This window comes from uncultured Jatrophihabitans sp. (genome assembly GCF_964251945.1).
GTDB lineage: Bacteria > Actinomycetota > Actinomycetes > Mycobacteriales > Jatrophihabitantaceae > Jatrophihabitans.
This window is the reverse complement of sequence record NZ_CAXULP010000005.1, coordinates 42,195-65,258: the sequence shown is the minus strand read 5'-3', so window position 1 is coordinate 65,258 and position 23,064 is coordinate 42,195. Positions and strand designations below refer to the sequence as shown.

At 69.5% G+C, this 23,064-nt stretch carries 27 protein-coding genes and 2 tRNA genes; 17 read left to right on the top strand and 12 right to left on the bottom strand.

From position 1 onward, the window contains the following. The first annotated feature begins 19 nt into the window (after window positions 1-19). From murI to ACFFBG_RS11820, 4 genes are all read left to right on the top strand, one after another. Window positions 20-811 (top strand): glutamate racemase, encoded by a 792-nt coding sequence (gene murI, locus ACFFBG_RS11835; RefSeq protein WP_375479233.1) that lies wholly within the window; start codon window positions 20-22, stop codon window positions 809-811. Between the two features lie 8 nt (window positions 812-819). Beyond that, a complete protein-coding gene (locus ACFFBG_RS11830; RefSeq protein WP_375479231.1) occupies window positions 820-1,575 on the top strand; it encodes an MBL fold metallo-hydrolase in 756 nt (251 codons plus the stop codon). Window positions 1,576-1,686: 111 nt separating this feature from the next. Further along, window positions 1,687-1,863 carry a DUF1059 domain-containing protein gene (locus tag ACFFBG_RS11825; protein WP_375478873.1) on the top strand — a complete coding sequence of 59 codons (177 nt, stop codon included), beginning with the start codon at window positions 1,687-1,689 and terminating at the stop codon, window positions 1,861-1,863. Next, on the top strand, window positions 1,841-3,025 hold the full coding sequence (locus ACFFBG_RS11820) for an EAL domain-containing protein (RefSeq protein WP_375479229.1): 1,185 nt from the start codon (window positions 1,841-1,843) through the stop codon (window positions 3,023-3,025). The genes ACFFBG_RS11825 and ACFFBG_RS11820 overlap by 23 nt, the downstream gene beginning before the upstream one ends. Before the next feature lie 3 nt (window positions 3,026-3,028). Here the strand turns inward: ACFFBG_RS11820 and ACFFBG_RS11815 are convergent, their stop codons facing one another. Then, window positions 3,029-3,442 (bottom strand): secondary thiamine-phosphate synthase enzyme YjbQ, encoded by a 414-nt coding sequence (locus tag ACFFBG_RS11815; protein ID WP_375478871.1) that lies wholly within the window; start codon window positions 3,440-3,442, stop codon window positions 3,029-3,031. A gap of 72 nt (window positions 3,443-3,514) precedes the next feature. Between ACFFBG_RS11815 and ACFFBG_RS11810 the strand changes: the two genes are divergently transcribed. Continuing rightward, entirely contained in the window at window positions 3,515-6,682 is a 3,168-nt protein-coding gene (locus tag ACFFBG_RS11810) for a BTAD domain-containing putative transcriptional regulator (protein ID WP_375478869.1), read from the top strand. Between the two features lie 840 nt (window positions 6,683-7,522). Here ACFFBG_RS11810 and ACFFBG_RS11805 read toward each other — a convergent pair. Then, complete coding sequence (locus tag ACFFBG_RS11805; protein WP_375478867.1) at window positions 7,523-8,368, bottom strand: ABC transporter permease; 846 nt, start codon at window positions 8,366-8,368, stop codon at window positions 7,523-7,525. Window positions 8,369-8,423: 55 nt separating this feature from the next. Beyond that, window positions 8,424-9,389 carry an ATP-binding cassette domain-containing protein gene (locus ACFFBG_RS11800; protein WP_375478865.1) on the bottom strand — a complete coding sequence of 322 codons (966 nt, stop codon included), beginning with the start codon at window positions 9,387-9,389 and terminating at the stop codon, window positions 8,424-8,426. Between the two features lie 102 nt (window positions 9,390-9,491). On the opposite strand from ACFFBG_RS11800, the gene rph reads away from it, so the two are divergent. The 5 genes from rph (at window position 9,492) to ACFFBG_RS11775 (ending at window position 12,429) form a co-directional block, all read left to right on the top strand. After that, a complete protein-coding gene (gene rph, locus ACFFBG_RS11795) occupies window positions 9,492-10,214 on the top strand; it encodes a ribonuclease PH (RefSeq protein WP_375478863.1) in 723 nt (240 codons plus the stop codon). Continuing rightward, window positions 10,211-10,801: an RdgB/HAM1 family non-canonical purine NTP pyrophosphatase gene (gene rdgB, locus ACFFBG_RS11790; protein WP_375478861.1), complete on the top strand. Its 591-nt coding sequence runs from the start codon at window positions 10,211-10,213 to the stop codon at window positions 10,799-10,801. The genes rph and rdgB overlap by 4 nt, the downstream gene beginning before the upstream one ends. A 357-nt stretch (window positions 10,802-11,158) precedes the next feature. After that, window positions 11,159-11,425, top strand: coding sequence for a hypothetical protein (locus ACFFBG_RS11785; RefSeq protein ID WP_375478859.1), 267 nt, complete (start codon window positions 11,159-11,161; stop codon window positions 11,423-11,425). Between the two features lie 54 nt (window positions 11,426-11,479). Continuing rightward, window positions 11,480-11,878, top strand: coding sequence for a VOC family protein (locus ACFFBG_RS11780; protein WP_375478857.1), 399 nt, complete (start codon window positions 11,480-11,482; stop codon window positions 11,876-11,878). Between the two features lie 140 nt (window positions 11,879-12,018). Further along, a complete protein-coding gene (locus tag ACFFBG_RS11775) occupies window positions 12,019-12,429 on the top strand; it encodes an ATP-binding protein (protein ID WP_375478855.1) in 411 nt (136 codons plus the stop codon). 203 nt (window positions 12,430-12,632) lie between these two features. On the opposite strand, the gene ACFFBG_RS11770 is transcribed toward ACFFBG_RS11775, so the two are convergent. Continuing rightward, window positions 12,633-13,754 (bottom strand): ice-binding family protein, encoded by a 1,122-nt coding sequence (locus ACFFBG_RS11770; RefSeq protein WP_375478853.1) that lies wholly within the window; start codon window positions 13,752-13,754, stop codon window positions 12,633-12,635. Between the two features lie 412 nt (window positions 13,755-14,166). Between ACFFBG_RS11770 and ACFFBG_RS11765 the strand changes: the two genes are divergently transcribed. Continuing rightward, a complete protein-coding gene (locus ACFFBG_RS11765) occupies window positions 14,167-14,511 on the top strand; it encodes a hypothetical protein (RefSeq protein ID WP_375478851.1) in 345 nt (114 codons plus the stop codon). 300 nt (window positions 14,512-14,811) lie between these two features. On the opposite strand, the gene ACFFBG_RS11760 is transcribed toward ACFFBG_RS11765, so the two are convergent. Then, window positions 14,812-15,390, bottom strand: a complete 579-nt coding sequence (locus ACFFBG_RS11760; RefSeq protein ID WP_375478849.1) for a hypothetical protein — start codon at window positions 15,388-15,390, stop codon at window positions 14,812-14,814. A gap of 677 nt (window positions 15,391-16,067) precedes the next feature. On the opposite strand from ACFFBG_RS11760, the gene ACFFBG_RS11755 reads away from it, so the two are divergent. Next, window positions 16,068-16,373: a hypothetical protein gene (locus ACFFBG_RS11755; RefSeq protein ID WP_375478847.1), complete on the top strand. Its 306-nt coding sequence runs from the start codon at window positions 16,068-16,070 to the stop codon at window positions 16,371-16,373. 1,136 nt (window positions 16,374-17,509) lie between these two features. On the opposite strand, the gene ACFFBG_RS11750 is transcribed toward ACFFBG_RS11755, so the two are convergent. Together ACFFBG_RS11750 and ACFFBG_RS11745 are read right to left on the bottom strand one after the other, a co-directional pair. Next, window positions 17,510-18,121: a hypothetical protein gene (locus ACFFBG_RS11750; RefSeq protein ID WP_375478845.1), complete on the bottom strand. Its 612-nt coding sequence runs from the start codon at window positions 18,119-18,121 to the stop codon at window positions 17,510-17,512. 55 nt (window positions 18,122-18,176) lie between these two features. Beyond that, window positions 18,177-18,695, bottom strand: a complete 519-nt coding sequence (locus tag ACFFBG_RS11745) for a hypothetical protein (RefSeq protein ID WP_375478843.1) — start codon at window positions 18,693-18,695, stop codon at window positions 18,177-18,179. Window positions 18,696-18,872: 177 nt separating this feature from the next. Between ACFFBG_RS11745 and ACFFBG_RS11740 the strand changes: the two genes are divergently transcribed. Then, the gene (locus ACFFBG_RS11740) at window positions 18,873-19,097 is read left to right on the top strand and encodes a hypothetical protein (RefSeq protein ID WP_375478841.1); all 225 of its coding nucleotides are present in this window, start codon (window positions 18,873-18,875) and stop codon (window positions 19,095-19,097) included. Window positions 19,098-19,385: 288 nt separating this feature from the next. Then, window positions 19,386-19,550, top strand: coding sequence for a hypothetical protein (locus ACFFBG_RS11735; protein WP_375478839.1), 165 nt, complete (start codon window positions 19,386-19,388; stop codon window positions 19,548-19,550). Between the two features lie 259 nt (window positions 19,551-19,809). On the opposite strand, the gene ACFFBG_RS11730 is transcribed toward ACFFBG_RS11735, so the two are convergent. Continuing rightward, window positions 19,810-20,025, bottom strand: a complete 216-nt coding sequence (locus tag ACFFBG_RS11730) for a helix-turn-helix domain-containing protein (protein WP_375478838.1) — start codon at window positions 20,023-20,025, stop codon at window positions 19,810-19,812. Window positions 20,026-20,107: 82 nt separating this feature from the next. Between ACFFBG_RS11730 and ACFFBG_RS11725 the strand changes: the two genes are divergently transcribed. Then, window positions 20,108-20,473, top strand: coding sequence for a helix-turn-helix domain-containing protein (locus tag ACFFBG_RS11725; protein ID WP_375479227.1), 366 nt, complete (start codon window positions 20,108-20,110; stop codon window positions 20,471-20,473). On the opposite strand, the gene ACFFBG_RS11720 is transcribed toward ACFFBG_RS11725, so the two are convergent. The 4 genes from ACFFBG_RS11720 to orn all read right to left on the bottom strand — a co-directional run bounded on the left by ACFFBG_RS11720 (window position 20,435) and on the right by orn (window position 21,962). After that, window positions 20,435-20,507 (bottom strand) — tRNA-Lys (locus ACFFBG_RS11720). The genes ACFFBG_RS11725 and ACFFBG_RS11720 overlap by 39 nt on opposite strands. 70 nt (window positions 20,508-20,577) lie before the next feature. Continuing rightward, on the bottom strand, window positions 20,578-21,177 hold the full coding sequence (locus ACFFBG_RS11715) for a pentapeptide repeat-containing protein (RefSeq protein ID WP_375478836.1): 600 nt from the start codon (window positions 21,175-21,177) through the stop codon (window positions 20,578-20,580). A gap of 71 nt (window positions 21,178-21,248) precedes the next feature. Continuing rightward, window positions 21,249-21,324: transfer RNA gene (locus tag ACFFBG_RS11710), tRNA-His, on the bottom strand. 20 nt (window positions 21,325-21,344) lie between these two features. After that, on the bottom strand, window positions 21,345-21,962 hold the full coding sequence (gene orn / locus ACFFBG_RS11705) for an oligoribonuclease (protein ID WP_375478834.1): 618 nt from the start codon (window positions 21,960-21,962) through the stop codon (window positions 21,345-21,347). A gap of 66 nt (window positions 21,963-22,028) precedes the next feature. Between orn and ACFFBG_RS11700 the strand changes: the two genes are divergently transcribed. Together ACFFBG_RS11700 and ACFFBG_RS11695 are read left to right on the top strand one after the other, a co-directional pair. Beyond that, window positions 22,029-22,337: a 4a-hydroxytetrahydrobiopterin dehydratase gene (locus tag ACFFBG_RS11700; protein WP_375478832.1), complete on the top strand. Its 309-nt coding sequence runs from the start codon at window positions 22,029-22,031 to the stop codon at window positions 22,335-22,337. Window positions 22,338-22,772: 435 nt separating this feature from the next. Further along, window positions 22,773-23,064 (top strand): hypothetical protein (locus ACFFBG_RS11695; protein ID WP_375478830.1); only part of this gene is annotated, 292 nt, incomplete at its 3' end.

The window sequence follows — 23,064 nt, the reverse complement described above, 5'->3', positions numbered from 1 at the left end:
CAGCGAAGCACCGATCGGGATGATGGACTCCGGCGTCGGCGGCCTGACCGTGGCCCGCGCGCTGCTCGATCAGCTGCCGCACGAGGCGCTGCACTACGTGGGCGACACCCTGCATGGCCCGTACGGACCGCAACCCATCGCCAGCGTCCGCGAACACGCGCTCGGCGTCATGGACGACCTGGTCGAGACGGGGGTCAAGGCGCTCGTGATCGCCTGCAACAGCGCCAGCGCGGCCTGCCTGCGCGACGCCCGCGAGCGTTACGACATCCCGGTGGTCGAGGTGATCCTGCCCGCGGTGCGGCGGGCGGTCGCCGCCACCCGCACTGGCCGGGTCGGCGTGATCGGCACCGTCGCGACCGTCACCAGCGGCGCCTACCAGGACGCGTTCGCCGCGGCGGCCGGCGTGACCGTCACGGCTGCGGCCTGCCCGCGGTTCGCGGACTTCGTCGAGCGCGGCGTGACCAGCGGCCGGCAGCTGTTGGGCCTCGCCGAGTCTTACCTCGCGCCGCTGAACGCCGCCGGCGTCGACACGTTGGTCCTCGGCTGCACCCACTACCCGCTGCTGACCGGACTGCTGTCGATCGTCATGGGCGACTCGGTGACCCTCGTGTCCAGCGCGGAGGAGACCGCCAAGGACGTCTACCGCACCCTCGGCCAGCACGATCTGCTGCGCCCCGACGACAGCCCGCCGCCGCGGCACGTGTTCCGCGCCACCGGGCCGGCCGAGCCGTTCGCCCGGCTCAGCGCCCGCTTCGTCGGCCCGCAACTGACGCCGGCAACCGCCGTCGGCGTCTACGGCGGCGCCGCATGAGCACAGGCCTGACCGTCACCGTGCTGGGCTGCTCAGGCAGCGTTCCGGGGCCTGACTCGCCGGCGTCGGGGTACCTCGTCGAGGCCGAGGGGTACCGGCTCGTCGTCGATCTCGGGCATGGCGCGTTCGGCGCGCTGCAACGCCACGTTTCGCCGGCCGACATCGACGCGATCGTCGTCTCGCACCTGCACGCCGACCACTGCATAGATCTCACCGCCTACATCGTTGCGTTGCGCTATGGCACGGACGGCTATCACAGCCAGCCCGGCCGGCGTATCAAGCTCGTCGGGGTGCCGGGCACCCGCGACCGGCTCGAAGCGGCCTACGACCCGTTGGCGCGCAAGCTGTCGCTGCACGAGATCTTCGCCTTCGCCAAGCCGGCGGCCGGCGAGCTCGGCCCGTTCACCATGTCGTACGCGCCGATGAACCATCCGACGCCGACGAACGCGATCCGCATCGAGCACGGCGGGCGCGCGCTCGTGTACTCGGCCGACACCGGGGAGTCCGCCGAGCTGGTGAAGCTGGCGGCCGGCGCGGATGTGCTGCTCTGCGAGGCGTCCGTGGGCCGACGGGAGCCGCAGCTGCCCGACCTGCACCTGACCGGGCGGCAGGCCGGCGAGCACGCCGACCGCGCAGGGGTGGACCGGCTCGTCGTCACCCACGTCCCGCCGTGGAATTCGCCAACCGAGGCCGCCGAGGACGCGGCGGAGGCGTTCGCCGGGCCGGTCGAGCTCGCCAAGCCGGACGGCCGAATTGTCGTGTGAGCGAAGCGTCGCCCGCTGTGCTCAGGTTTGCGGGGCGCCGGCCGATCAGGTCGGGTGGATCGTGCCGGCCCACTCGCGGTCCGGCAGGCGTGCACGCCGAAGGAGTCAGTGATGAAGACTTTTGCTTGCGGCGATGTCGTGCCGGGATGCAACGCCCGGTTCGTCTGCTCGTCCGAGGAGGAGCTGCTCGCCCAGGTGGCGGCGCATGCCCGGGCCGACCACGGCATGGCCACAGTCCCGCAATCGCTCGTCGACGAGGTGCGTTCTGCCATCGTCACCACCGCCTGATCCCACCGCCCGGCCGTCTGCGGACACCCGCCGGCTGGATTGGCAGGACCTGCTGGCTGACGCGTGCGCCGGACGAGGCCTGTCGACGGTCTACCAGCCCATCGTCGACCTGTCCCGCGGCACCACGGTCGGCTATGAGGCGCTAGCCCGTTTTGACAGCGTGCATGCCGGCGCCGACTGGGTCGAACGCAGCCCGCAACGCTGGTTCGACGCGGCGCGCGCGCGTCGCCGGCACGCCGAGCTGGAGGCGGCCGCGCTGCGCAGCGCGTTGGCCGCCCGGCCGACCCTGCCCGCCAACTGCTTCCTCACCGTCAACATCTCGCCGGACCTGATTGGGCACGAACGCGTCCGCGCGGTGTGGGCCGAGCAGGGCGACCTCGCCGGGCTGGTGATCGAGTTCACCGAGCAGGTGCGCATCGAGTCGTTCGCGGCGGTCGGGCAACACCTGGACGAGCTGCGTCGCGCCGGCGCGCTGATCGCGATGGACGACGCCGGCTCCGGGTACGCGGGACTGCAGCACTTGCTCGCGCTGCGGCCCTCGATCATCAAGCTCGACCGTGGACTGGTGTGCGACGTCGACCGCGACGAGGCGAAGCTGGCGCTGGTCGAGATGGTCGGCAGGTTCGCCGGACGGATCGACGCCTGGCTGCTCGCCGAAGGAATCGAGCGCGACGGCGAGCTCGACGTGCTCGCCGGTCTCGGCGTGCCGCTCGCGCAGGGATACCTGCTCGGCCGCCCCGGGCCGCCGTGGGTGCGGGTCGACAGCGAGGCGGCGTTGCGGGCGGCCGCCCGGCAGCGTGGCGCGGACCGCGGCACCGTGCGGCATCTGATCGAGACGAGCGCCGTCGCGACGTCGACGGGCGAGGCCGAGGCGCTGCTGCGCCGCGACGAGGCCTCGGCGGTGGTGCTGGTCGACGCGCATGGGCGTCCCGTCACCGTCTACCACCCGGGCACGGCCCGGCAGCACGACGCCGAGCACGGGCTGCGGGTCAATGTCGACACGCCGATCGACGCGGCGTTGCTGCGCGCCACCACGCGCCCGCCCACGACGAGATACGAGCCGCTGATCTGCACAGACAACGCCGGCCGGCTGCTCGGCGTGCTGCGGATCGAGCGGCTGATCCACGCGCTGGCCAGCGGCGCCGAGAACGCGGTGCGCTGAGCTCTAGCCGGTCAACAGACTGAGGCGCACGGTGCGCTCTGCGTTGTCGACGTTGGTGTCCACCAGGCAGATCGACTGCCAGGTGCCGAGCTGCAGCCGGCCGGCCAGCACCGGCACGGTCGCCGTGGGCGCGACGATGGCCGGCAGGACGTGATCGCGGCCGTGGCCGGCGCTGCCGTGCCGGTGTCGCCAGCGGTCGTCGGTCGGCAACAGCTCGTCGAGGATCGCGAGCAGGTCGTCGTCGCTGCCCGCGCCCGTCTCCAGGATGGCGACGCCGGCGGTGGCGTGCGGCACGAACACGTTGAGCAGGCCGCTGACGTCGCGGCCGGCGCCGGCGACGAAGTCCGCGCACCGCCGAGTGAGGTCGTGCACCGTCGGACGGCCGCCGGTGCGGATCGAGATGGTCTCGCTGCGCATGGTCCGATCCTGCCCCTGCCGCGGATGCCGCGAACCGGCCGTGCCGGCGCGCGCCGTGGGACAGTGGACGCCGTGCAGATCGCCGTCCTCGGGCCGCTGGAGGTGCTCGCCGAGACCGGCGCGCCGATCGAGGTCTCTGGCGCGCGGGTGCGCACGCTGCTTGCCCGGCTGGTCGTCGACGCCGGCCGTCCGGTGTCGGTGTCGGCTCTCATCGACGCCGTCTGGGGCGCTCACCCGCCGGCGGAGGGCGCCAACGCGCTGCAGACGCTCGTGTCCCGACTGCGCAGGGCGTTGGGCGACCCGGCGCTGATCACCCAGTCCCAGGCGGGTTACCGCCTCGCGGCCGAGCGGTCGGACGTCGACGCCGCCCGGTTCGAGCAGCTGTTGGCCGCCGGGGCCGTGTCCGAGGCGTTGGCGCTGTGGCGCGGGCCGGCTTTCGGCGACGTCCAGGATGCCGGCGGCGCCATCCACGCAGCGGGCGCGCGGCTGGCCGACCTGCGCGTGAGCGCCGTCGTCGACCGGGTCGAGGCCGACCTCGACGCCGGCGCGCCGGTGCTGATCCCCGAGCTCGAGCAGCTCGTCGCCGAGAATCCGCTGCACGAGCGATTGACCGGCCAGCTGATGCGCGCGCTGGCCGCCGGCGGCCGGCAGGCCGACGCGCTGCGCGCTTTCGAGCGGCTGCGCGCTCAGCTCGCCGACGAGCTCGGCGTCGACCCGGGCGGCGCGCTGCGCGACATCCATCTGGCGGTGTTGCGCGGCGAACTGCAGGCGGTCGCGCCGGCCCGGGCGCGGCGCTCGAATCTGAAGGCGCAGGTGAGCAGCTTCGTCGGCCGCGAGGACGACGTCGCCCGGATCGGCAAGTTGCTCGATCAGAACCGGTTGGTCACCCTGGTCGGGCCCGGCGGCGCCGGCAAGACGCGGCTTGCGGCGGAGGCGGCCGCCGACGTGCTCGACCGGTGCCCGGACGGCGCCTGGCTCGTCGAGCTCGCGCCGGTCACGACCTCGGCCGACGTGCCGCAAGCGGTGCTCGGCTCGCTGGGGCTGCGCGAGACCCACCTGCTGGAACGGCGCGGTGCCATATCCGCGCAGGACGCCACGACCAGGTTGACCGAGAGCCTGGCCGATCGGCAGCTGCTGGTGATCCTCGACAACTGCGAGCACCTGATCGAGGCGTCCGCGCACCTCGCCGACCTGCTGCTCGCGCGATGTCCTGGCCTGCGGGTGCTGACCACGAGCCGCGAGCCGTTGGGCATCGTCGGCGAGACGCTGTTCGCGGTGGCGCCGCTAGGGCAGCCGGACGCGACGGCAGCGCCCGCCGAGGCGCAGACGTACCCCGCGGTACGGCTGTTCGTCGACCGTGCTTCGTCGGTGCGCCCGGAGTTCGTGCTGGACGACACGTCGGTCGGCGATGTCGTCGAGATCGTCCGGCGACTCGACGGCCTCCCGCTGGCGATCGAGCTCGCGGCCGCGCGACTGCGCACGCTGCCGCTGCCGCAGATCGCCGAGCGGCTGTCCGACCGGTTCCGGTTGCTGACCGGGGGCAGCCGCACCGCGTTGCCCAGGCACCGGACGCTGCGCGCCGTCGTCGAGTGGAGCTGGGATCTGCTCGCCGCCGACGAGCGGAACCTGGCCGAGCAGCTGTCGGTGTTTCCGTCGGGCATCACGGCCGACAGCGCGGGCGCGGTCGCCGATCTCGACGAATTGGCGGTCGGCGACCTGCTCGCGTCCCTGCTGGACAAGTCGCTGCTGCAGCCGGTCGACGGCGGCCGGCGGATGCGCATGCTCGAGACGATCCGCGAGTTCGGCGCCGACCGGCTCGGCGAACGGGGCGCGCTCAGCGCCGCGCGGCAACGCCACGCCGCGCACTTCGCCGAGGTGCTCGCCGAGGCCGAGCCGCACCTGATCCAGGCCGATCAGCTGCCGTGGTTCGCCCTGCTCGCCGACGAGCGTGACAACATCCTGGCGGCGATGCGGTATCGCAAGGACGCCGGAGACCTGAACGGCGCGCTGCGCGTGGCGCTGGGGCTCGGGATCTGGGCAATGCTGCTCGGCGAGCACGGCGAGATCGCGAACTGGCTGTCCGACGTGCTGAACGCGGCGAGGGTCGAGGACGCCGACGTCGACCCGCAGCTGCTGCTGGCCGTCACCGCGTTGTACGTGGTGAATGGGAGCGCCAGCGGGCCGCCGGAGGGGCTGGTCCCGAACCTGCCGAGCCGACCCGATCTCGCCCGGCAGATGGCCGACCTCCGTCCGAGCGGCTCGCCGCTGGTCGGGCTGCTGCGCGCGGCCGTCGCGTTTTTCGGCGGCGAGGAGGAGCTCGCGCAGCGCTGCATCGACGAGCTGATCGAGTCAGGCGACACCTGGTCCAGGGCGGCCGCCCGGATGTTCGCCGGCGGCCTGGCCGAGAACGCCGGCGACATCGACACGCTGCGCACGCAGACCGAGCTCGCGCTCGCCGACTTCCGCGAGCTTGGGGAGCGGTGGGGGCTCACCAACGTCCTGCGCGAGCTCGGCCAGCTGCGCGCGATGGACGGCGATCTCGACGGGGCGGCGGCCGCCTACGACGAGGCGTTGCGCCTGGCCGCGGAGATGAAGTCGCGCGAGGACGAGGCCTTCCTGCTCGCCCGGCTCGCCGATGTGGCGCTGCGTCGCGGCGACGTGCCGAGCGCGCGACGACACATGGAGCGTGCCGCCGTCTCGGCCGAGACGCGTGGCGCGCCCGCCGAGGAGCTGCTCATGCTGGCGCTCACGATCGCCGTCGAAGAGGCGGACGGAAACGTCGACGAGGCGCGCCGGCTGGGGCGGGCGGCGGTCGACCGGATGGCCGCGCTGCCCGTCCCGCACCCCGTCCAGGGACACGTCCATGCGGTCGTGCTGTCGATCGCCGCCCGGGGCGCCGCGCGCGACGGCGACCTCGTCGCCGCGGCCGGCTTCCTCGACCGGGCGTTCGAGGCGGCCCGTGGCACCCGCGACCAGCCGTTCGTCGCCTCGGTGGGCGTCGCCGCCTCCGCGGCGACCGCCGCCGCCGGCGCGCACGAGCAGGCGGCGCAAATGCTCGGCGCCGCCGCGCGGCTTCGCGGAGCGGACGACCCGACCGCGATCGACGTGCGGGACATGCGGCAGACACTGGTCCCGCAGCTCGGCGAGGCGCGCTTCGCCGAGCACTACGCGCGCGGCAAGGCGCTCGACCGCGACACCGCGGTCGAGTGCCTCATGACCTATCCGCGGCCGGCCGGCTGAGTGGGCCGAGGACCTACGTCGGCGATGAGCCAAATCGACGGCACGCCGCACCCGCCGCCGACCGTCGGGTTGCTCGATGCCTCGATCAGGATGCTGATGAGTCTGCCGTGCTTCGTCCACGTCAATGTCGTTTCAGCGTGTCGACGCTTCGAATAGTGATAGAGCAGGCGTACGCCATCACAGGTCACGTGTTGCCATCCGGTCCGCTTCTTGAAATAGGCGTACCGCTTGGCCAGCGGCTTTCCCTCGAATCGGATCCGAGGCGAGCTCGCCTCCACACTGGTCACGCGTCCGCCCCGGGAACGGGAATATGTGACATGAAGTTTGATGCCGGCCTGTCGATAGTTCCGAATTCCTTGCCCGGCACGCTTGCCAGCACCCAAGTGTGACGACACCGCGCGCCGCGTGTGACGCAGTATTGCCCAGCCAATGCCTTTGCCCGCAGAAAGCGTCACGTGTTTGACTCGGGCTGCGCCAGATTTGCTCGCGGCGCGCGCGGATGACTTGCCCGGTCATTCGGAACTCGAATAATCACGCTGCCGCCGTATTCTTCCGACACGTTGTGATACCGGGTGCCGAAATTGGCGTGCGTCGCGACTGGGAAAACCCATGCCAATAGCAGCAGAAGTATGGAAGCTGCGCTCAGCGCGACCCTAGGTCGTAAGAAGAACGATGGCATGCCAGCCATAGCGGCGGACGCTAGTTGCGGCAAAATATGCTGTCAAGCTGCGGGTCGGTATTCAGCTGATCATAAATCGAGGTTTGTCCAGCGATTCATCCTCGAGGTGCAGGCGCGGCCTTCGGATCGTGATCGGAGGGATGCGCTTTTCGGCGCGGAGCTCACGCCCGGCGGCGGTAGGCGCGCATCGCGAGCGGCACGAACACGGCGAGCAGCCCGGCCATCCAGGCGAGCGTCGCGAGCAGGTTGGTCGTCAGCGGCCCGCCGACGAGCAACGCGCGCACCGAGTCCACGAGGCGGGTGATCGGGTTGACCTTGTTCCAGCCCTGCAGCCAACCCGGCATCGTCGATGTCGAGACGAACGCGCTGCTGCCGAACGACAGCGGGAAGATCAGCAGGAACATGACGCCCTGCACACTGCCCGGCGTCCGCGCCTTGAGCCCGACCCACAGCGACACCCAGCAGAAGCAGAGCGCGAACGCCAGCGCGACGCCGATCCCGGCGAGCAGCGCCAGCGGATTGGTCGAGATGCGGAAGCCAACGAGGTAGCCGAAGCCGAGGGTCATCATGCACACGAACAGGTAGCGGACGAAGTCGGCCAGCACCGCGCCGACGAGCGGGACCGACCGCGCGATCGGCAGCGAGCGGAACCGGTCGAACACGCCCTTCTCGATGTCGGCGTTCATGTTCTGCCCGAGCGCGATGCTGCCCATCGCGATGCCCTGGGCGAGCAGGCCGGGCAGCAGGTACTCCAGGTAGGCGTGCCGGGAGCCGTGCCCGATCGCGCCGCCGAAGACGTACACGAACAAAGCGATGAAGATCATCGGCTGGATCGTCACGTCGATGAACTGCTCGGGCGTGCGCGCCGTCTTGATCAGGTTGCGCTGGGCGAGCACCAGGGCGTGCCGGAGGTTTCGGCGCGCAGGATGGCGTTTGCCGGCGGACGACGGCTTCGCCGCGGGCGGCGGCATCGCCGCGCTGGTTGTGGAAAGGGTGGCGGCGCTCATCCGGGGCCCCCTCGGGATCGTGAGCGTTCTTTGCGAGCGATTTCGTGGGGTGATCTCACGCTGCGTCCTCCTCGGTGGTGGCGGCGGTTTCGGCCGGTCGGCCGGTGAGGGTGAAGAAGACCTCGTCGAGGCTGGGCAGGTGCAGCGACAGCTCGGTCAGCGCGATGCCGGCCGCGCGCAGCTCGGTCACCGCCGTCGGCAGCGCGGAGTCGTCCGCGACGGCGACGCTCAACGTGTCCCGGCCGGCGCTCTCGACCGGCTTGCCGCTGAGCGCGCCGAGCACCGCTCGCACGTCCTCGAGCCGGTCGGGTTCCGCAGGCCGGACGGTGAGCCGCTGGCCGCCGATCTGGCGTTTGAGGCCGAGCGGCGTGTCGTGGGCGATCACCCGGCCGCGGTCGATGACGGTGATCTCGTCGGCGAGCGCGTCGGCCTCCTCCAGGTACTGCGTGGTGAGCAGCACGGTCGAGCCGTCGGTCACCAGGCGTCGGACCACGTCCCACATCGCCTCGCGCTTGGCCGGGTCGAGGCCGGTGGTCGGCTCGTCCAGGAACACGACGGCCGGCCGGCCGACCAGCGACGCGGCCAGGTCGAGACGGCGTCGCATGCCGCCCGAATAGGTCTTCGCGACGCGGCCGGCGGCTTCCTCGAGGTCGAACCACTCCAGCAGCTCGCCGGCCCGCCGTTTCGCCTCGCGTGCCGAGAGGTCGAGCAGCCGGCCGATCATCACCAGGTTCTGCACGCCGGTGAGGTCCTCGTCCACCGAGGCGAACTGGCCGGTGAGCCCGACCTGTTCCCGGACCTGCTGCGGCTGGCTTGCCACGTCGAAGCCCGCGACGGTCGCCGAGCCGCCATCGGCTCGCAGCAGCGTGGCGAGGATGCGCACCGCCGTCGTCTTGCCGGCCCCATTGGGCCCGAGCACGCCGAGCACGGTGCCGGCGCCGGCGGCGAGGTCGACGCCGGCGAGCGCCTGGGTCTGTCCGTACCGTTTGGTCAGGCCGTGCGCCTCGATCGCGTTGGTCATGGCGACAGCGTGCGGGCCGGCGCTGACACGGCGCGGTCAGCGCGCTGGCGCCGGTCCGCACGCCCTGCCAGGGCTGCGCCGGCCGCGGATAGGGTCGCGGGCATGCCACGTCCCGACGCTCGCGCCAACGACCAGCTGCGCCCGGTCACCATCACCCGCAACTGGCAGGCGTTCGCCGAGGGCTCGGCGCTCGTCGAATTCGGCGAGACGAAGGTGTTGTGCGCGGCGTCGGTGCAGCAGGGCGTGCCGCGCTGGCGGCGCGGCAGCGGGCTGGGCTGGGTGACGGCGGAGTACGCGATGCTGCCGCGGGCCACGCTGACCCGCAACGACCGCGAGTCGGTGCGCGGCAAGGTGGGCGGCCGCACGCACGAGATCTCCCGGTTGGTCGGTCGCGCGCTGCGCGCCGCGATCGACCTGTCCGCGCTGGGCGAGAACTCGATCGCGCTGGACTGCGACGTGCTGCAGGCCGACGGCGGCACCCGCACCGCGGCGATCACCGGGGCCTACGTGGCGCTCGCCGACGCCGTCTCCTGGTTGCGCGAGAAGGGCGCCCTCGCGCGACCCGAGCCATTGATCAACTCGATCTCCGCGGTGTCCGTCGGCGTCATCGACGGCGAGCCGCGGCTCGACCTCATGTACGAGGAGGACGTGCGCGCCGAGACGGACATGAACGTCGTCGTCACCGGCACAGGGGAGTTCATCGAGGTGCAGGGCACGGCCGAGGGCGCGCCGTTCCGCCGCGACGAGCTGGACGCGCTGCTCGATCTGGCCGTCGGCGGCTGCGCGACGCTGAGCCGCGTCCAGCAGGAGACCCTCGCGGGGTGAGCCGGATCCTGCTGGCGAGCCGCAACGCCAAGAAGCTGGCGGAGCTGCGGCGGATTCTGGGGCCGGCCCTCCCGGGCCTCGAGGTCGTCGGCCTGGCCGACGTCGACCCCTATCCGGAGGCGCCCGAGTCGGGCGCCACGTTCGCCGACAACGCGCTGATCAAGGCCCGGGAGGGCCTGCTGCACACCGGGCTGCCGAGCGTCGCCGACGACTCCGGGCTGAGCGTCGAGGCGCTCAACGGCATGCCCGGCGTGCTGTCGGCCCGCTGGGCCGGCCGGCACGGCGACGACGCCGCGAACCTGCGACTGGTGCTGGACCAGCTCGCCGATGTCCCGGACGAGCGGCTGGGCGCGGCGTTCGAGTGCGCGGTCGCCTACGTCGACGTCGACCGGGAGCTGCTGAGCGCCGGTCGGATGCCCGGGCGGCTGGTGCGTGAGCCGCGCGGCGACAACGGCTTCGGCTACGACCCGATCTTCGTGCCAGACGGACATGCGCGCACGAGCGCCGAGCTGTCGGTGGCGGAGAAGGACGCGATCAGCCACCGCGGGCAGGCGTTGCGGGCGATGGCGGAGCTGCTCGTCAGGTGATCGCGGACTCCTCGCCAGGGGGTGGTCAGTCCATTGGCCGAGGGGCGCCACGCGAGGTTGTGAAATCGCGGCGAAACTGGCGATTTCTGGGACAAGACGTCACCGAAATTTAACTACCCGGGCACTACAGTTGATCACGTAATCCCCCGACGAGTCCGGCGCCGGGGCAGTCGCAACCCCCCGCGTTCGTCACGGCGCCGGACTCATCCATGCCCAGATGCGGCCCGCCGTCTGGCGGCTTTCGCGGCTTCCTACAGATCGAGGCATTTCTGCCGATAACGAAGGTGACGCTTGCGAGCGGTCCCCTCGCGGCGGCCATCGAGGCGCATTTCAGCGGCCCTGGCGGAGCGAGGTCTCATGACGTGGTGGCAGGTCCTGCTGCTTGTCTGGGGCGCCAGCAGCGTCCCCTTCGCGTTCCTGGTGGCGCGGTTCCTGCGTGGGCCGGCGCTGCCGCCGGCGCGGTCGCGGATCGAATTCGTCCCGGAGCGGGTGGAACATCCCGGCCATCCGATCGGCCGACTCGAGCATCCTGTGGAGCGCCCCGGGCATCTGGTGGCGCGCGCCGAGCATCTCGTCGAACGGGCCGACCATCTGGTCGAGCGGCGCGACGACCAAGTCGCCTGACCGCGTCCGTCCGTACGGCTGTCGTCGATCGCTCCGAGCGGCGATGATCGGGGCATGACACCGAGCACCGATCACAACATCTGGGCTGGGCTGACCTGCGAGGACGCGCTCGCCATGCGCGGATGGCTCGTCGAGCTCGGTTTCGTCGAGGGCGTCCTGGTGCCCGGCGCCGGAGATGGCGAAGTTCAGCACAGCGAGATGCTCTGGCCGGAGGGTGGCCGGGTGATGATCTCGTCCACCCGCGATGCCGACGACGCGTTCGGTGTCGCGCCCGGCGGCGCGTCGCTGTACGTCGTCGTCGACGACCCGGACGCGGTGCTCGTGCGGGCTCAGCGGCTCGGGGCGCAGCTGATCCGCGCGATGGAAGACACGGATTACGGCTCCCGCGGTTTCAGCATCAAAGACCCGGAGGGCAATCGCTGGAGCTTCGGCACCTACGCCGGCGAGGCCTGAGGAACTCGCCCCTCCCCGCGCGCTCCTCGCCGCCAGTAGACGTGACCTCGAACGAGGGACTTTCGCGCCGAGATAGTGCCGATGTCGGTGGGTAGGCCGCACCAGACGGCGGCCAGTCGTCCCACAACGGGAAGACGCACATGCTGCTCACGCGCACCAGCCGGTACCAGGCAGGCGACGCCTCGGCAGTAACCCAAGCCCGGCATTGGTGCCGAAACGAGTTGTCTAGCGCTCTGCCGCAGTCGGCAGAGGTCGGCTACGACGTCGAGCTTGTCTTGAGCGAACTCGTCACCAACGCCATCCGCGCCCGGTGTCGCGACCTGCAGGTCACCCTCGTCGTTTCCGAGCGGTCGGTCCGCGTCGAGGTCTTCGACGACGCGCCGGGAACGCCGGCGCTCGTCGCATTCCAGCCCGATTCCGATCACGGTCGCGGGTTGGCCATCGTGGCCGCAGTGAGTCAGGAGTGGGGGGTTCGGCCGGCCGTCGATGGAAAGCACGTCTGGGCGGTGCTGAGCGTGCACGTCGGCGCCCCGACCAACACGTCGCACTGAATCCGCCTTCGCGCCGACGAGACGGTTCTCGCTAGTCGCTCCGCGCTCGATGAACAGCTCGGCGACACCATGGGTTGGCCTGCTCGCTGAGCACGACCGCCTCCTCCGCCGCGAGATCGATCGCTATGACGGAAGTGGCGGTCGAGACGATCGGCGACGGATTCATGGCGGAGAGCACCGGCCGGCCCCAGCTCCGCGGCAGGTCAGCGGTGCCGCGGTGTGGCCGGGCGGCGTCGGCGAGCGGCCGCTGACAACGTCAGCCCGATCCCCACGAGCAGGGCGCTGAAGATCAATAAGCGGCGCAGGTCTCCCGCTCCGGTGCTCGCGAGGGTCGTCGTGGTCAGGGCCGTTGACGTGGTGGTGTGCGCGGAGCTGGAGTCCGTGGCTGATACAGATCCCCCTCGCCCAGTTCCCTGTGCGCCTCGCGCCTCGTCGGATGACGATCCACCGCCCGCGGTGGCTATCGCGGAGCCGGAAGCCGGCGTGCTCGCCGCGGTTGTCCCTGGTCCGGACGTGCCTGTGCCGCTGCCTGTGCCTGTGCTCGAGGGCGCGGCGCTCGTCGTCGGGGAGGTTGTCGCACAAGTTGACGCGGTGAAGACGTTGTTGTCGAGCGTCACGGCTGCGTTTCGAGCGAGCGCGCGGCCCTCCACGGTCGTTCCGGTGGTCACGGTGATGGAATCGAGCGCCATGATCGTGCCCACGAAACTTGAATTGGTGCCGAGCGTGGCGGAGCTGCCGACCTGCCAGAAGACGTTGCACGCCTGTGCCGCACCGGTCAGCACGATGTGGCTGTTCGACGCGGACGTGAATCCCGATCCGACCTGAAAGACGAACACCGAGTCCGGATCGCCCTGCCCGTCAAGGGTGACGGTGCCGCTCATGTCCAGCGCGCTCGCGGCGTTGTACACGCCAGGATCATGAGTGCCGCCCACCAGGGCGGACCCCAGGTCGCCGCCGGTCGGAGTCAGGCCGGCGGCCACGTTGTACGCGGTGGTCAGGTCCGATTCCGCCTGGGCGGCCTGCGAGTCGTTGTCGTGGGTGGCGCCGCCGATGACGGCGGTTGAGAAACCGGTGATGGCGTAGCCCGGACTGACGCCCAGATCTCCACTCAGCACGCTTGTGCCGGTATTGGTCGCGGTCGAGCCCGCCAGTACGGAGTACGACGCCGCTGAGCCGAGACCCGGAGCAGCCGCGAACGCCGGCGACGAGGTTGCGACCCCGGCAGCCAGAAGCGTTGCGCTGAGGGCGGCGCCGACGCCGACGAGACCCAAGCGTCGGGCGCCGACTGGGCGCCCGGGAGCAGCCACGGCCTGACAAGGAGTCATTGGGCACCTTTCGCGGGAAGTGTCATGCGCCCCAGCGCTGTATCGCCACGCGTCTCATGGCGAGTCGAGATTCGCTCAGCCTCGGTCGCTCGGCGCCGACGGGGAATCGGCGATGTCGCCGACATCCACTTCATCGGCCGGCCGTTGGTCCGCTGCCAGTGACAAAACGTCATGACTTTCCGGCGCCGGCGGCACCCCGCTGAGCATTCCGACGCGCCCGCCGGTTTGCCGTGCGGCTAAGCGCTCGCCCTGATCAATGCGAGTGGTCGCCTTCGCCGCCCCCGATCGTGCGTACTACCCGAGCGCCCGTGCTTACCCGGATCACCCACCGGGTACAAAACGGTTCGCCGGTTTCCAACTGTGGGGTGGGGGAACAAACATGCTTAGTGGCGTGCGACGACTTGGTGTTGCCGTGGTCGGCGTCGGCCTGGCGGTGAGCGCGTGCAGCAGCAGCGGCGGCGGCGGCGTGAGCCAGTCGCAATTGGAATCGAAGCTGAAGAACGAGCCGTCGCTGAAGACGTTGGTGTCGCAAGGTGGCGCCAAGGGCAAGGTCGCAAATCAGCTTGTCGACTGCATCGCCAAAGCGATAAAGAAGGACGCTGATCAAAGTGACTTGAAGAAATACGTGGACGGCAAGCTGAATATCAACGATTTGGGCGGGAAGTCAAAGGGCGCTGGAAACAACGCCGCGGCGGTCGCGAAGTCGTGCGCCCAGCACGCGGTCCAGAGCGACAAGTCGTCCTCGCCCGCGTCATGATTGGCGGTCGTCACGTGGCATGGGCATCGTGATGTTCACGATCGGCACCACGAGGTAAGCGCCTCGGACTTGTGTCGAACACCCGTTTGAGGCGGCCCGGAATGTGCGGGCCAGTCGACTTGGCCAGCTTGTAATGCGAGGTCGGAGCCGTCGAATGGCCAGCAGTTCGGGCGGCGCCATCGCTCACGAACACCGTCACCTCGACGTGCTCTGTCCCTGTAGCCCGTCGGCGAGGAGGCCGAAGCCGGCAGCGGTAATCGGCGTAGATCCGCGGTAGTGGCCAGTTTGTATCAGGCTCGGTTAGTCCAGGGCGATGGGCGGGTCGAAGGCGGCGGTCGTGAACTGTCGGATCTGCGTGGCGTGTGCAGTGGTGTGCCCGACCAGGCTTGTCACGATCCATGCGTAGGGTCGGCCCGCGTAGCGGTGCGCTGGCGGCAGCAGTGTCGCCGCCTTGTCCTCGGTCATGCCGAAGAGCGTGTCGCGTACCCGCTGTCGGCAGTAGTCGGTGTAACCGCTGATCTCCGACCGCGACCAGGGGACGGGCAAGCTAGTGAATGTTTGCCAGTGCGGCTTGCCAGCGAACGGGGGCGGCGGGGCCCACGTGTTCAGCTCGCCTGCGAGGTCGTAGTCGAGGACTTCCAGGGCATGCCAGGCCACGCTCCACGGTGCCGACCACCGCTGGACCATCGCCTCGCGCTGAGCAGGATCGGTGACCGGTCTGCCGCTGACGTCGCGTGCCTCTGCGACGATCTCCGAGGCCTGTACCCGCCACATAGGCGCCCGCCACAAGTCGTCCGGGCAGTCCCGCACAGTCTCGGCGAACAAGTCTAAGGCTTCGTCGAGGCTGCGACCGACGCTCGCTTGCCAGACTGACGGCATCGAGCGATGCTACTGGCCCCGGCCTCGAGCAAGCCAGCGATCTCGGCCAATGTCCAGACGTGGTCTGCGAAGCCCGCCGCCATCGCCAGGGTTGTGGGCTAGCCGTTGTTGGTCAGGGGTCGCGGCACAGCCGTCTCAGATCGTTACCCGCTGTAGACGGCACTTGGCTGTCATTTGATCTTGGCTGGGCAAACGGCTCAAACGCTGCAGGTGCCGGATTTACTGGGCTGTGGTGTGGTGCCCCGTGAGGGAATCGAACCCAATCCGGCTGATTCTAAGAAGATACGGTCCAGACCGTATCGTGTCTGTCTGACCCGCAGAATACGGGGGTTCTGACATCCCGGCCCGACCCGCGACCCAGCTAGTTTCTAGCCACTAAACGGACAGTGAAGACGATCAAGACGAGTGATCTGACACGCGGTAGCGTCAAGCCATGTGGGGGACTGGCCGAAGCACCAGAAAAAGGAGCTACAAGACCTCCTCGTCGAGTTCGACGGAGCCGGCTGGCGAGTGGACAAAACCTCGACCTACTATCGAGTCCGCTGTCCCTGTGGGCAACACAAACGGATGGTCCACCTGTCACCCAGCGACCCGAACTACGCCCGAAACGCGAGAAGCTGGCTCAAGCGCCAGGTTTGCCCGCCGATAGAGTCGACAGAAGCGGACAAGGAGGAACCATGATCGTGTCAGTAGGTCTCAACTACACCTTCACCGTGGTCGGCGCAGTCGATCTCGACGCCGAATCCGACCAGCTCATGGACGAACTCCTCAAACTCGAAGGCACCACCCTCACCGACTCGGCGGTCAGCGCCGACCTCGCGGCCAGCGAAGTCGCCCTCGAGATCGTCGGCCACGGCGACACGTTCGAAGAAGCCTGGGCACGCGCCAACGCCGCCATCCGCAGCGCCATCCACGCCGTTGGCGGCTACACGCCCAACTGGGAAGCGTTGCAGACCTCGCAGCACGCCGAACTCGTCAGCTAGCCAGCCGAATCGTCCACGTTGTCCCCCCGGGCGAAAGCCCGGGGGATAGCCGCGTGCTCGGCCGGGTGTAGATGCGCTAGGTGGCAACGGAGCATGTCTGGGTCCACCCACATCTCGTCAGCGGCCTCGCCGACGCCGTTTGCCCACGGCAGCACATGAAGCAGGCGGTCGAGCGACAACAACAACTCGCCGCGGCGTGCTCGACCGCTTCCTCGTCCCGTTCGTCGCACACGATGTCTCGGCGGGCGACATGCTCGGCTTCGTGCGCGATCGTGCTCCGGCGTTCCGCCTGCCCGAGCCGCTTGTCGATCCAGATCGTGCGCAGCTCGCGGTCAGTCTCACCGCACACACCGTCCGGCAACATGACGAACTTGATCTCCCAGTCCGGCCAACGCTGCCCGAACTCCCTCCACGGATGATGCATGCCCCCACTTTGGGGGATCGGCACCGACAGAAAACAGGCCAATACGTGACGGGTGATGCGCCCCGGGGCGAAAGTCAGTCGTTCGTGAGGACTGTTGTCACTCGTTCTCCGGTGGTTTGCGACGACCACGGGCCGCTCGGGCGGAAGGCGCAGTGTCATCCCGTTGAGCTGCGACGCACTTCTGCTAGGTCCGCGACGCCTCGGTTGCCGCAGTGCTGTTGACCAAAGAGTCATGGAGCTGGTTCAACAGGGCTGGCCGCTGCCCCATACGCGGCCCTGCTTGCGCGCGCGCGGGTGTCGACGACTACTCGCGCTAGCGCGGCTGTCGTGGTTGAGCGGTACGAGCATGCGACGAGGAAATCTGGCCGGCGTGTAATTCGTGCGCACTTCCGCGCGGACGCCGTATCGTCTCGGTCTTGCATCGTCACCCCTCTTGGCGAGCGCCACGGCCTTCCGGGGCGTAGTGGTCCGCCGCTGCCCCCTTCCCATTGCGGGTGTAGCTCAGCGGCTAGAGCACCGGTCTCCAAACCGGTACGCGCACGTTCGAGTCCTGCCATCCGTGCGCTCGCCTCTCACAGTAATTACGTCCGAATTCCCGTCCGGAGCTTGTCCTCGCAGGCACCTGAAAGCCCCCTAGCCGTCTTGTGGCATGGCAGCGGCCCCGGAACTCCGGGGCCGCGTTCGGGTGAGTGACGGGGCTCGAACCCGTGACTCAGGACTCGACCTCGACGCTCGTCACCTTCGCTCGTAGCTTCGTTCCCGACGAGGTCGTCTGGATCGACTCGGAGTCGTCGAAGGACGCTTGCCCGTCCTTCAAGGTGAAGGTGTTGACCTGCGGGCCGTCCTGACCACCTCGCACGACGTAGGTGACTTCCCATGATCCGCTGCTGATGTCCTCGATGCCGTTGTACTGCGGGTCGATCTGGTACGTGAGGTCGCAGCCGGCCGACCCGAAACACTCCTTGCTCCTAACGCGCAGCTTGATCGTGAAGTCGGACGGCGCGAGGTTCGGAGTTGTCGGTGACGGCTCCTCGGTCGGAGTGTCGGTGGGCTCGGCCGGCGCGCTGGCCAAGATCGAAGGCGAGTCATCGGTGGTGGCTGCCGCTGTTGCCGTTCCCTTGTTGTCGTGGCGTGAGTCGCCGAAGACGTAACCGACGGCAACCCCGATGACGAGCGCGATGACGACGGCGGTCCAGAGCAGCGGGCTGCCGTTGCGCTGCCTTGGTGGAGGTGGGGGAGGTGGGGGAGGCGTCGCCGTCGAAGGGTGGTATCCCGGCGGTGTGTAGTAGGGAGTCGGCGACTGCTGCCACTGCGGGTCCGTCATCGCGCATCCCCTCCCGAGAGACGGTAAGAGCGTAAAGCCAGCGCCGGGGTCGCGTCTAACGGTCGAGCAGGCGTGCTGCGTCGGCCGAGACGATGGTGCGGCCAATGTTGACGTCGAGCGTCATTGAGGGCTTGGCGTGGCCGAGCTGGTCGGCGACCTGCCTGCTGGATATGCCGCCTTCGTCGAGACGCGTCGCGACCACTGCGTCGTCGGGACCTGCTGGCACGGAGTCCGCGGCGGCGACCCCCACCGGTGCGGTATTCGCCGCCGGCATGGCCGTCGCCCAAACCACCTTCCACGGCACCCCCGGGGCCGCGTCCGGCGTCGACCGACACATCCAAGTGCAGGGCACCGTAAACCAGTGGTGGCCCACCAATGTGTGGATGGAGAAATGCGATAAGGCCGTCGAGGTCGGCGCAGGCGGCTTCGGCCCCGCTTCGTTCAGCTGGGTCGGCGGCCAAGCCGCCTCCCACACCGCGAACATCACCCTCGACTGCGCCGTGCTGCCCGTTCTGACCGCCGTCAGATTCGGTGCCGACTCCTGGACCGGCACCGGCACCGGCAACACCGTCACCGCGACCCCCGGTCCTCACCGTCGACCTGTCAACTGCTCCGAGGGCTTCGCTAACGGCTTGGTCCCGACGACCGGATACGACTTCGCCACGGCCACGTCCGACGAAGTGGACGGTGTTCTCCCGGTCGCAGTCGGCCTCGCAACTTTCCGTCGCCCACCCTGTCGATCGGCCTGGCCGTGGCCAGCGGCAGCACCAGCTATCACCGGGCCGGCGGCGGTCGCGCCCGCGTGGGCTACGACGGTGGCGGCACCGTCGTGTCCGACGCCGGCGGCGCGCGCCCTGTGTACCTCCAGGCGGGGGCCTCGGGATCGGCCCGACGCGGCGTCGGCGTGGACAGCGCCGGCAACCCTGCGCTCGCCTCAGGGGCGACTCTCGCCTCGGGCGTCGGGGCCGGGGGGTAGGCGTCGTGCTGATCGCCAATGCGACCACCGTGCCGAGAGCCAACGCGACCGCCGGCGGCATCGTCTATGTCAAGGCCGGCGCGCTCAAGTATCGCGGCTCGTCCGGGACGGTCCCCCGTGCTTGGGCCAGCATGATCATCGCCAGCGTCGAGTTGGCGAACACCGTCTCGGGCTACGTGCAGCTCGCCGGCACCCCCCGGCATCGGCGCGCTGAGCTGGTGGGCCGCCAAGCGCCAGATCAAGCGCAACGACTCGACCACCGAGGCGCTCGCCGAGATCACCCGCGGGTTGGCTGTGCTCGGCGCCGGCGCCGGCGCCGGCGCCGATTCCGAGCGCGAGGACATCACCGAGCTCAAACGCGACGTCCGCGACCAGGCCCAACGGCAGGCGTCACTGGGCGAGGCGATCGCCTCACTCGAACGACCGTCGACACCGACGTGGGCCACTCAATAAGGCGGAGGGCGTCCCAGTTAGCAAACACCCCATCAAGGACCGCAGCGTCGAACTGGCGGCCGGCTTCGTGCTGTTCCTCGCCGGCGCCTACCTGATCCGCGACGCCTACGAGGGCCGCGGCAAACCGCGCCCATTCGCCGCGCACCTTGTGCTGCCATGAGCGCGCCGGCCGCCGGCGGGCGCAGCTTCACCCTGCAGCGTGGCGCGAGCGCCACGCTGATCACCGAGAACGCGCGCAGCGACGACCCCGTCACGCTGATCAACACCAGCCCGACCGAGCGTGCCGCGGCCCACAGCGTGGCCGCGGGGCGCTCGCTGCGCGGGCGACCTCGCTGCCGGCGAACACGTAGCCGCCGCCGACTCGCTTCGCGGGCGTCAAACGCCCGGAGTTGACCCAACGGTGAACGGTCCTCGGGTCGATCCCGAGAGCCGCAGCTGCTTCGCGGACGGTGAAGAGCACCGGCTGCGCGTGCATGCCGTGTAGCTTCTCTGGATCGTGTCGCCAGAGGCGGCAACTTGGTACGCCCGGCGTGTCGCCGTTGCGCAATTAGCCGCGCATGGCGACACTTCTCATCATGACGACCGCCAGCCAGATTCCGACGGCGACACTGCCGTTTCGCCTGCGCATGTCGCTCAACCACGCGGGGATGTCGAGCGGCCAGATGGCGCTCTACCTCGGCGTCAGCCGCAGCGCGGTCAGCGAGTGGCTCAACGGCCGGTCCGAATTGAAACTGGGCATGCTTCGCGCTTGGTCGGAGCGCACGGACGTCTCGCTTGAGTGGCTGTGTGACGGCGACCCGGGGGCGCGGCAGGCGTATGAACTGGCGAAGGCTACCGAGCGCTACCGCGAATTGCGGCCCGATCATGACCCGAACGTGGATTCGTGCGCCGTGAGGGAATCGAACCCCCAACCCGCTGATTAAGAGTCAGCTGCTCTGCCAATTGAGCTAACGGCGCGGGGTCAAGCAATCGGCCCACCGAAGTGGGCCGAGACATCACATTAGCACTGCTCCGAAGGCCGAATCCTTCAGTCCGGCACGACGTCCAGCCCGAACGCGGCCGCCAGCACCACGGCCTGCTCCCAGGTGATTCTTGCGCCGGCGAGGCTGACGTTCGCCGGGTCGATCGACTCCAGATCCGATCCGCGCAGATCGCAGCGGTCGAGCACGGCGTTGTGCCACTGCGCAGCCTCCGTGCGGCAGGAGCGCAGAAATCCGCCGCGCGCGTCGATGCCGCGAAGATCGCACTCACGCATCCGCACGTCGCTGAACCGGGCGGTGCGCAGGTCGGCCGCGCGCAGCATGGCGAACGACCAGTCGCCGCCGGTGACCGTGGTCCGGCCGAGGTCGCACCGCTCGAACGACGACCCGACCAGTTTGCAATCGCGCAGGACCGTGCCCACGAACCGGCACCCGACGAAGACGCAGTTCACGAAAGCGGCCGACGTGTGCTCCGCCAGGTCGAAGGCGACCTGGCGGAACGTGCAGTTCTCGAAGGCCAGCCCGCCGTCGGACGTCGACTCGGCCATGTCGACACGAATGAACTCGACGCCGGCGTGCACCCGGCCGCTCAGGTCGTCGAGGCTCCAGTCCTCGTCCGCCACTCGATCCGACCCACCACTCGACATCCGGCCGACGCTAGCGCTCCAGAGGAGGCAGAAGACGCCGCGGCCCCCAGCGAGAGAGCGGGGGGCCGCGTTGGGGTGAGTGACGGGGCTCGAACCCGCGACATCCTGGACCACAACCAGGTGCTCTACCTGCTGAGCTACACCCACCATGCCGGTGTCGGCGCGAGTCAGCTTACCTGCCCGGGCTCGATACCCAGAACTGCGTTTGCCGCCGCCTTCGCCTCCTCCGACGACGGGCCGGGCAATGCGACGAACAGCGTGCGCCGGTAGTACTCCAATTCATGGATGCTCTCCCGGATGTCGTCAAGCGCGCGGTGGGCCAGCCCCTTCTGCGGCTGGGACTGGTAGACCCGCGGATACCACCGCTTCGCGAGCTCTTTCACCGACGAAACGTCGATCATCCGGTAATGCAGGTGCTCATCGAGCGTGGGCATGTCGCGGGCCAGGAAGCCGCGGTCGGTGGCGATCGAGTTGCCGCACAGCGGCGCCGACTTCGCCTCGGGCACGTGTCGCCTCACGTGTTCGAGCACTGCCGTCTCCGCCTCGCCCAGCGTCAGGGTGGACGCGCGCACCGCCTCGGTCAGACCAGAGCGGGTGTGCATCTCCTGCACGAACGGCACCATCGTGTCGAGCACGTCGTCGGCCGCGTGGACGATCACGTTCAGTCCGTCGTCAAGCGGTTTCAGGTCGCCGTCGGTGACGATCACGGCCACCTCGATCAGCGCGTCCCGGCGCAGATCGAGTCCGGTCATCTCGCAGTCGATCCACACCAGCCGGTCGCTCATGTCGTCGCACGCTATACGGCCTCGCTACGGTTGGCCTCGACAACCTCGTCAGCAGAAGGTGTCGCGATGCCTGCAACCGTGCTGGACCAGCCCGCCATCGACGAGCGGCTGGCCGCGCGCCATCCCGGTTGGGCCGGCTCGCCTGCGAAGCTGACCCGCGCGATCGAGTTCGCGGACTTTCCGACCGCCGTCGAGTTCGTCAACCGCCTCGCGCCGCGCTGCGAGGAACTCGACCATCACCCCGATCTCGGCCTGCGTTGGCGCTGGGTCGACGTTGAGCTGAGCACGCACAGCGCCGGCGGCGTGACCGAGCTGGACCTCACCCTTGCCGAGATCGTGGACGAGGTCGCCGCCACGCTGCCGTTGGCGGACTAGCCGAGCTGCTTGGCCGGACGCTGGAGAAGTCTCGATTTGGACCCGAGATCGACGCCGGGTCCACTCCTTCTCGGCGCAGGACTCGAGGACGACCGGAGACCGCGTACTTGACGGTGGCGGGCCGGCTCCAATAGCCGGTGTAGAGGCCCCGGGCCGCGCGAAGTCGGATTCATCGGCAGCAGCAACTCATTTGCGGGCTAGGACCAGGTGGTCAGTTGGACCTCGTTGTCTGACGAGTCGCCATCCACCGAGTTGCTCAGGGAAGCGCCGCCAGAGCCCGAATCGATGTAGTCCGGGGCGGTGCTGGTGACGGTGATCGAGGGTAGGGAGCCCCCGGCCGGTACCGCGTTGGAGGTGGAGCAGGTTCCGCTGGTCGTGCAGGTCCATCCCGACCCTGAGTAGCTCGGGTGGGCGAACGGGGCATACACGTTTACGGTGGTCGTTCCTGAGCTGGCGGCGCTGCCGGTGTTGCGGACCACCACCGAGTCGCTGGTCGTGGCGCCGGCAGCGACTGGCTTCGTTGGCCCGGCAATGGTGGCGACCAGATCCACCGGCGGCTGGATCATCGGCGTCCCCAGCGCCGCACTGTTGTTTTCGGTGTCACCGTCAGACCCGTTCGACAATGACGCGCCGCCGTCGGTCGCGCTCCCGAGCCAGGGTCCGTCGTGGGTGGGGGCGGTGCTGGTGACGGTGATCGAGGGTAGGGAGCCCCCGGCCGGTACCGCGT

Excerpts from the sequence above, each read along its gene's own strand:
- murI (WP_375479233.1), top strand. The coding sequence starts at position 20 with ATGATGGACTCCGGCGTCGGCGGCCTGACCGTGGCCCGCGCGCTGCTC.
- ACFFBG_RS11825 (WP_375478873.1), top strand. The coding sequence starts at position 1,687 with ATGAAGACTTTTGCTTGCGGCGATGTCGTGCCGGGATGCAACGCCCGG.
- ACFFBG_RS11815 (WP_375478871.1), bottom strand. The coding sequence starts at position 3,442 with ATGCGCAGCGAGACCATCTCGATCCGCACCGGCGGCCGTCCGACGGTG.
- ACFFBG_RS11805 (WP_375478867.1), bottom strand. The coding sequence starts at position 8,368 with ATGAGCGCCGCCACCCTTTCCACAACCAGCGCGGCGATGCCGCCGCCC.
- ACFFBG_RS11800 (WP_375478865.1), bottom strand. The coding sequence starts at position 9,389 with ATGACCAACGCGATCGAGGCGCACGGCCTGACCAAACGGTACGGACAG.
- rph (WP_375478863.1), top strand. The coding sequence starts at position 9,492 with ATGCCACGTCCCGACGCTCGCGCCAACGACCAGCTGCGCCCGGTCACC.
- ACFFBG_RS11785 (WP_375478859.1), top strand. The coding sequence starts at position 11,159 with ATGACGTGGTGGCAGGTCCTGCTGCTTGTCTGGGGCGCCAGCAGCGTC.
- ACFFBG_RS11780 (WP_375478857.1), top strand. The coding sequence starts at position 11,480 with ATGACACCGAGCACCGATCACAACATCTGGGCTGGGCTGACCTGCGAG.
- ACFFBG_RS11775 (WP_375478855.1), top strand. The coding sequence starts at position 12,019 with ATGCTGCTCACGCGCACCAGCCGGTACCAGGCAGGCGACGCCTCGGCA.
- ACFFBG_RS11770 (WP_375478853.1), bottom strand. The coding sequence starts at position 13,754 with ATGACTCCTTGTCAGGCCGTGGCTGCTCCCGGGCGCCCAGTCGGCGCC.
- ACFFBG_RS11760 (WP_375478849.1), bottom strand. The coding sequence starts at position 15,390 with ATGCCGTCAGTCTGGCAAGCGAGCGTCGGTCGCAGCCTCGACGAAGCC.
- ACFFBG_RS11755 (WP_375478847.1), top strand. The coding sequence starts at position 16,068 with ATGATCGTGTCAGTAGGTCTCAACTACACCTTCACCGTGGTCGGCGCA.
- ACFFBG_RS11750 (WP_375478845.1), bottom strand. The coding sequence starts at position 18,121 with ATGACGGACCCGCAGTGGCAGCAGTCGCCGACTCCCTACTACACACCG.
- ACFFBG_RS11730 (WP_375478838.1), bottom strand. The coding sequence starts at position 20,025 with ATGCACGCGCAGCCGGTGCTCTTCACCGTCCGCGAAGCAGCTGCGGCT.
- ACFFBG_RS11725 (WP_375479227.1), top strand. The coding sequence starts at position 20,108 with ATGGCGACACTTCTCATCATGACGACCGCCAGCCAGATTCCGACGGCG.
- ACFFBG_RS11715 (WP_375478836.1), bottom strand. The coding sequence starts at position 21,177 with ATGTCGAGTGGTGGGTCGGATCGAGTGGCGGACGAGGACTGGAGCCTC.
- orn (WP_375478834.1), bottom strand. The coding sequence starts at position 21,962 with ATGAGCGACCGGCTGGTGTGGATCGACTGCGAGATGACCGGACTCGAT.
- ACFFBG_RS11700 (WP_375478832.1), top strand. The coding sequence starts at position 22,029 with ATGCCTGCAACCGTGCTGGACCAGCCCGCCATCGACGAGCGGCTGGCC.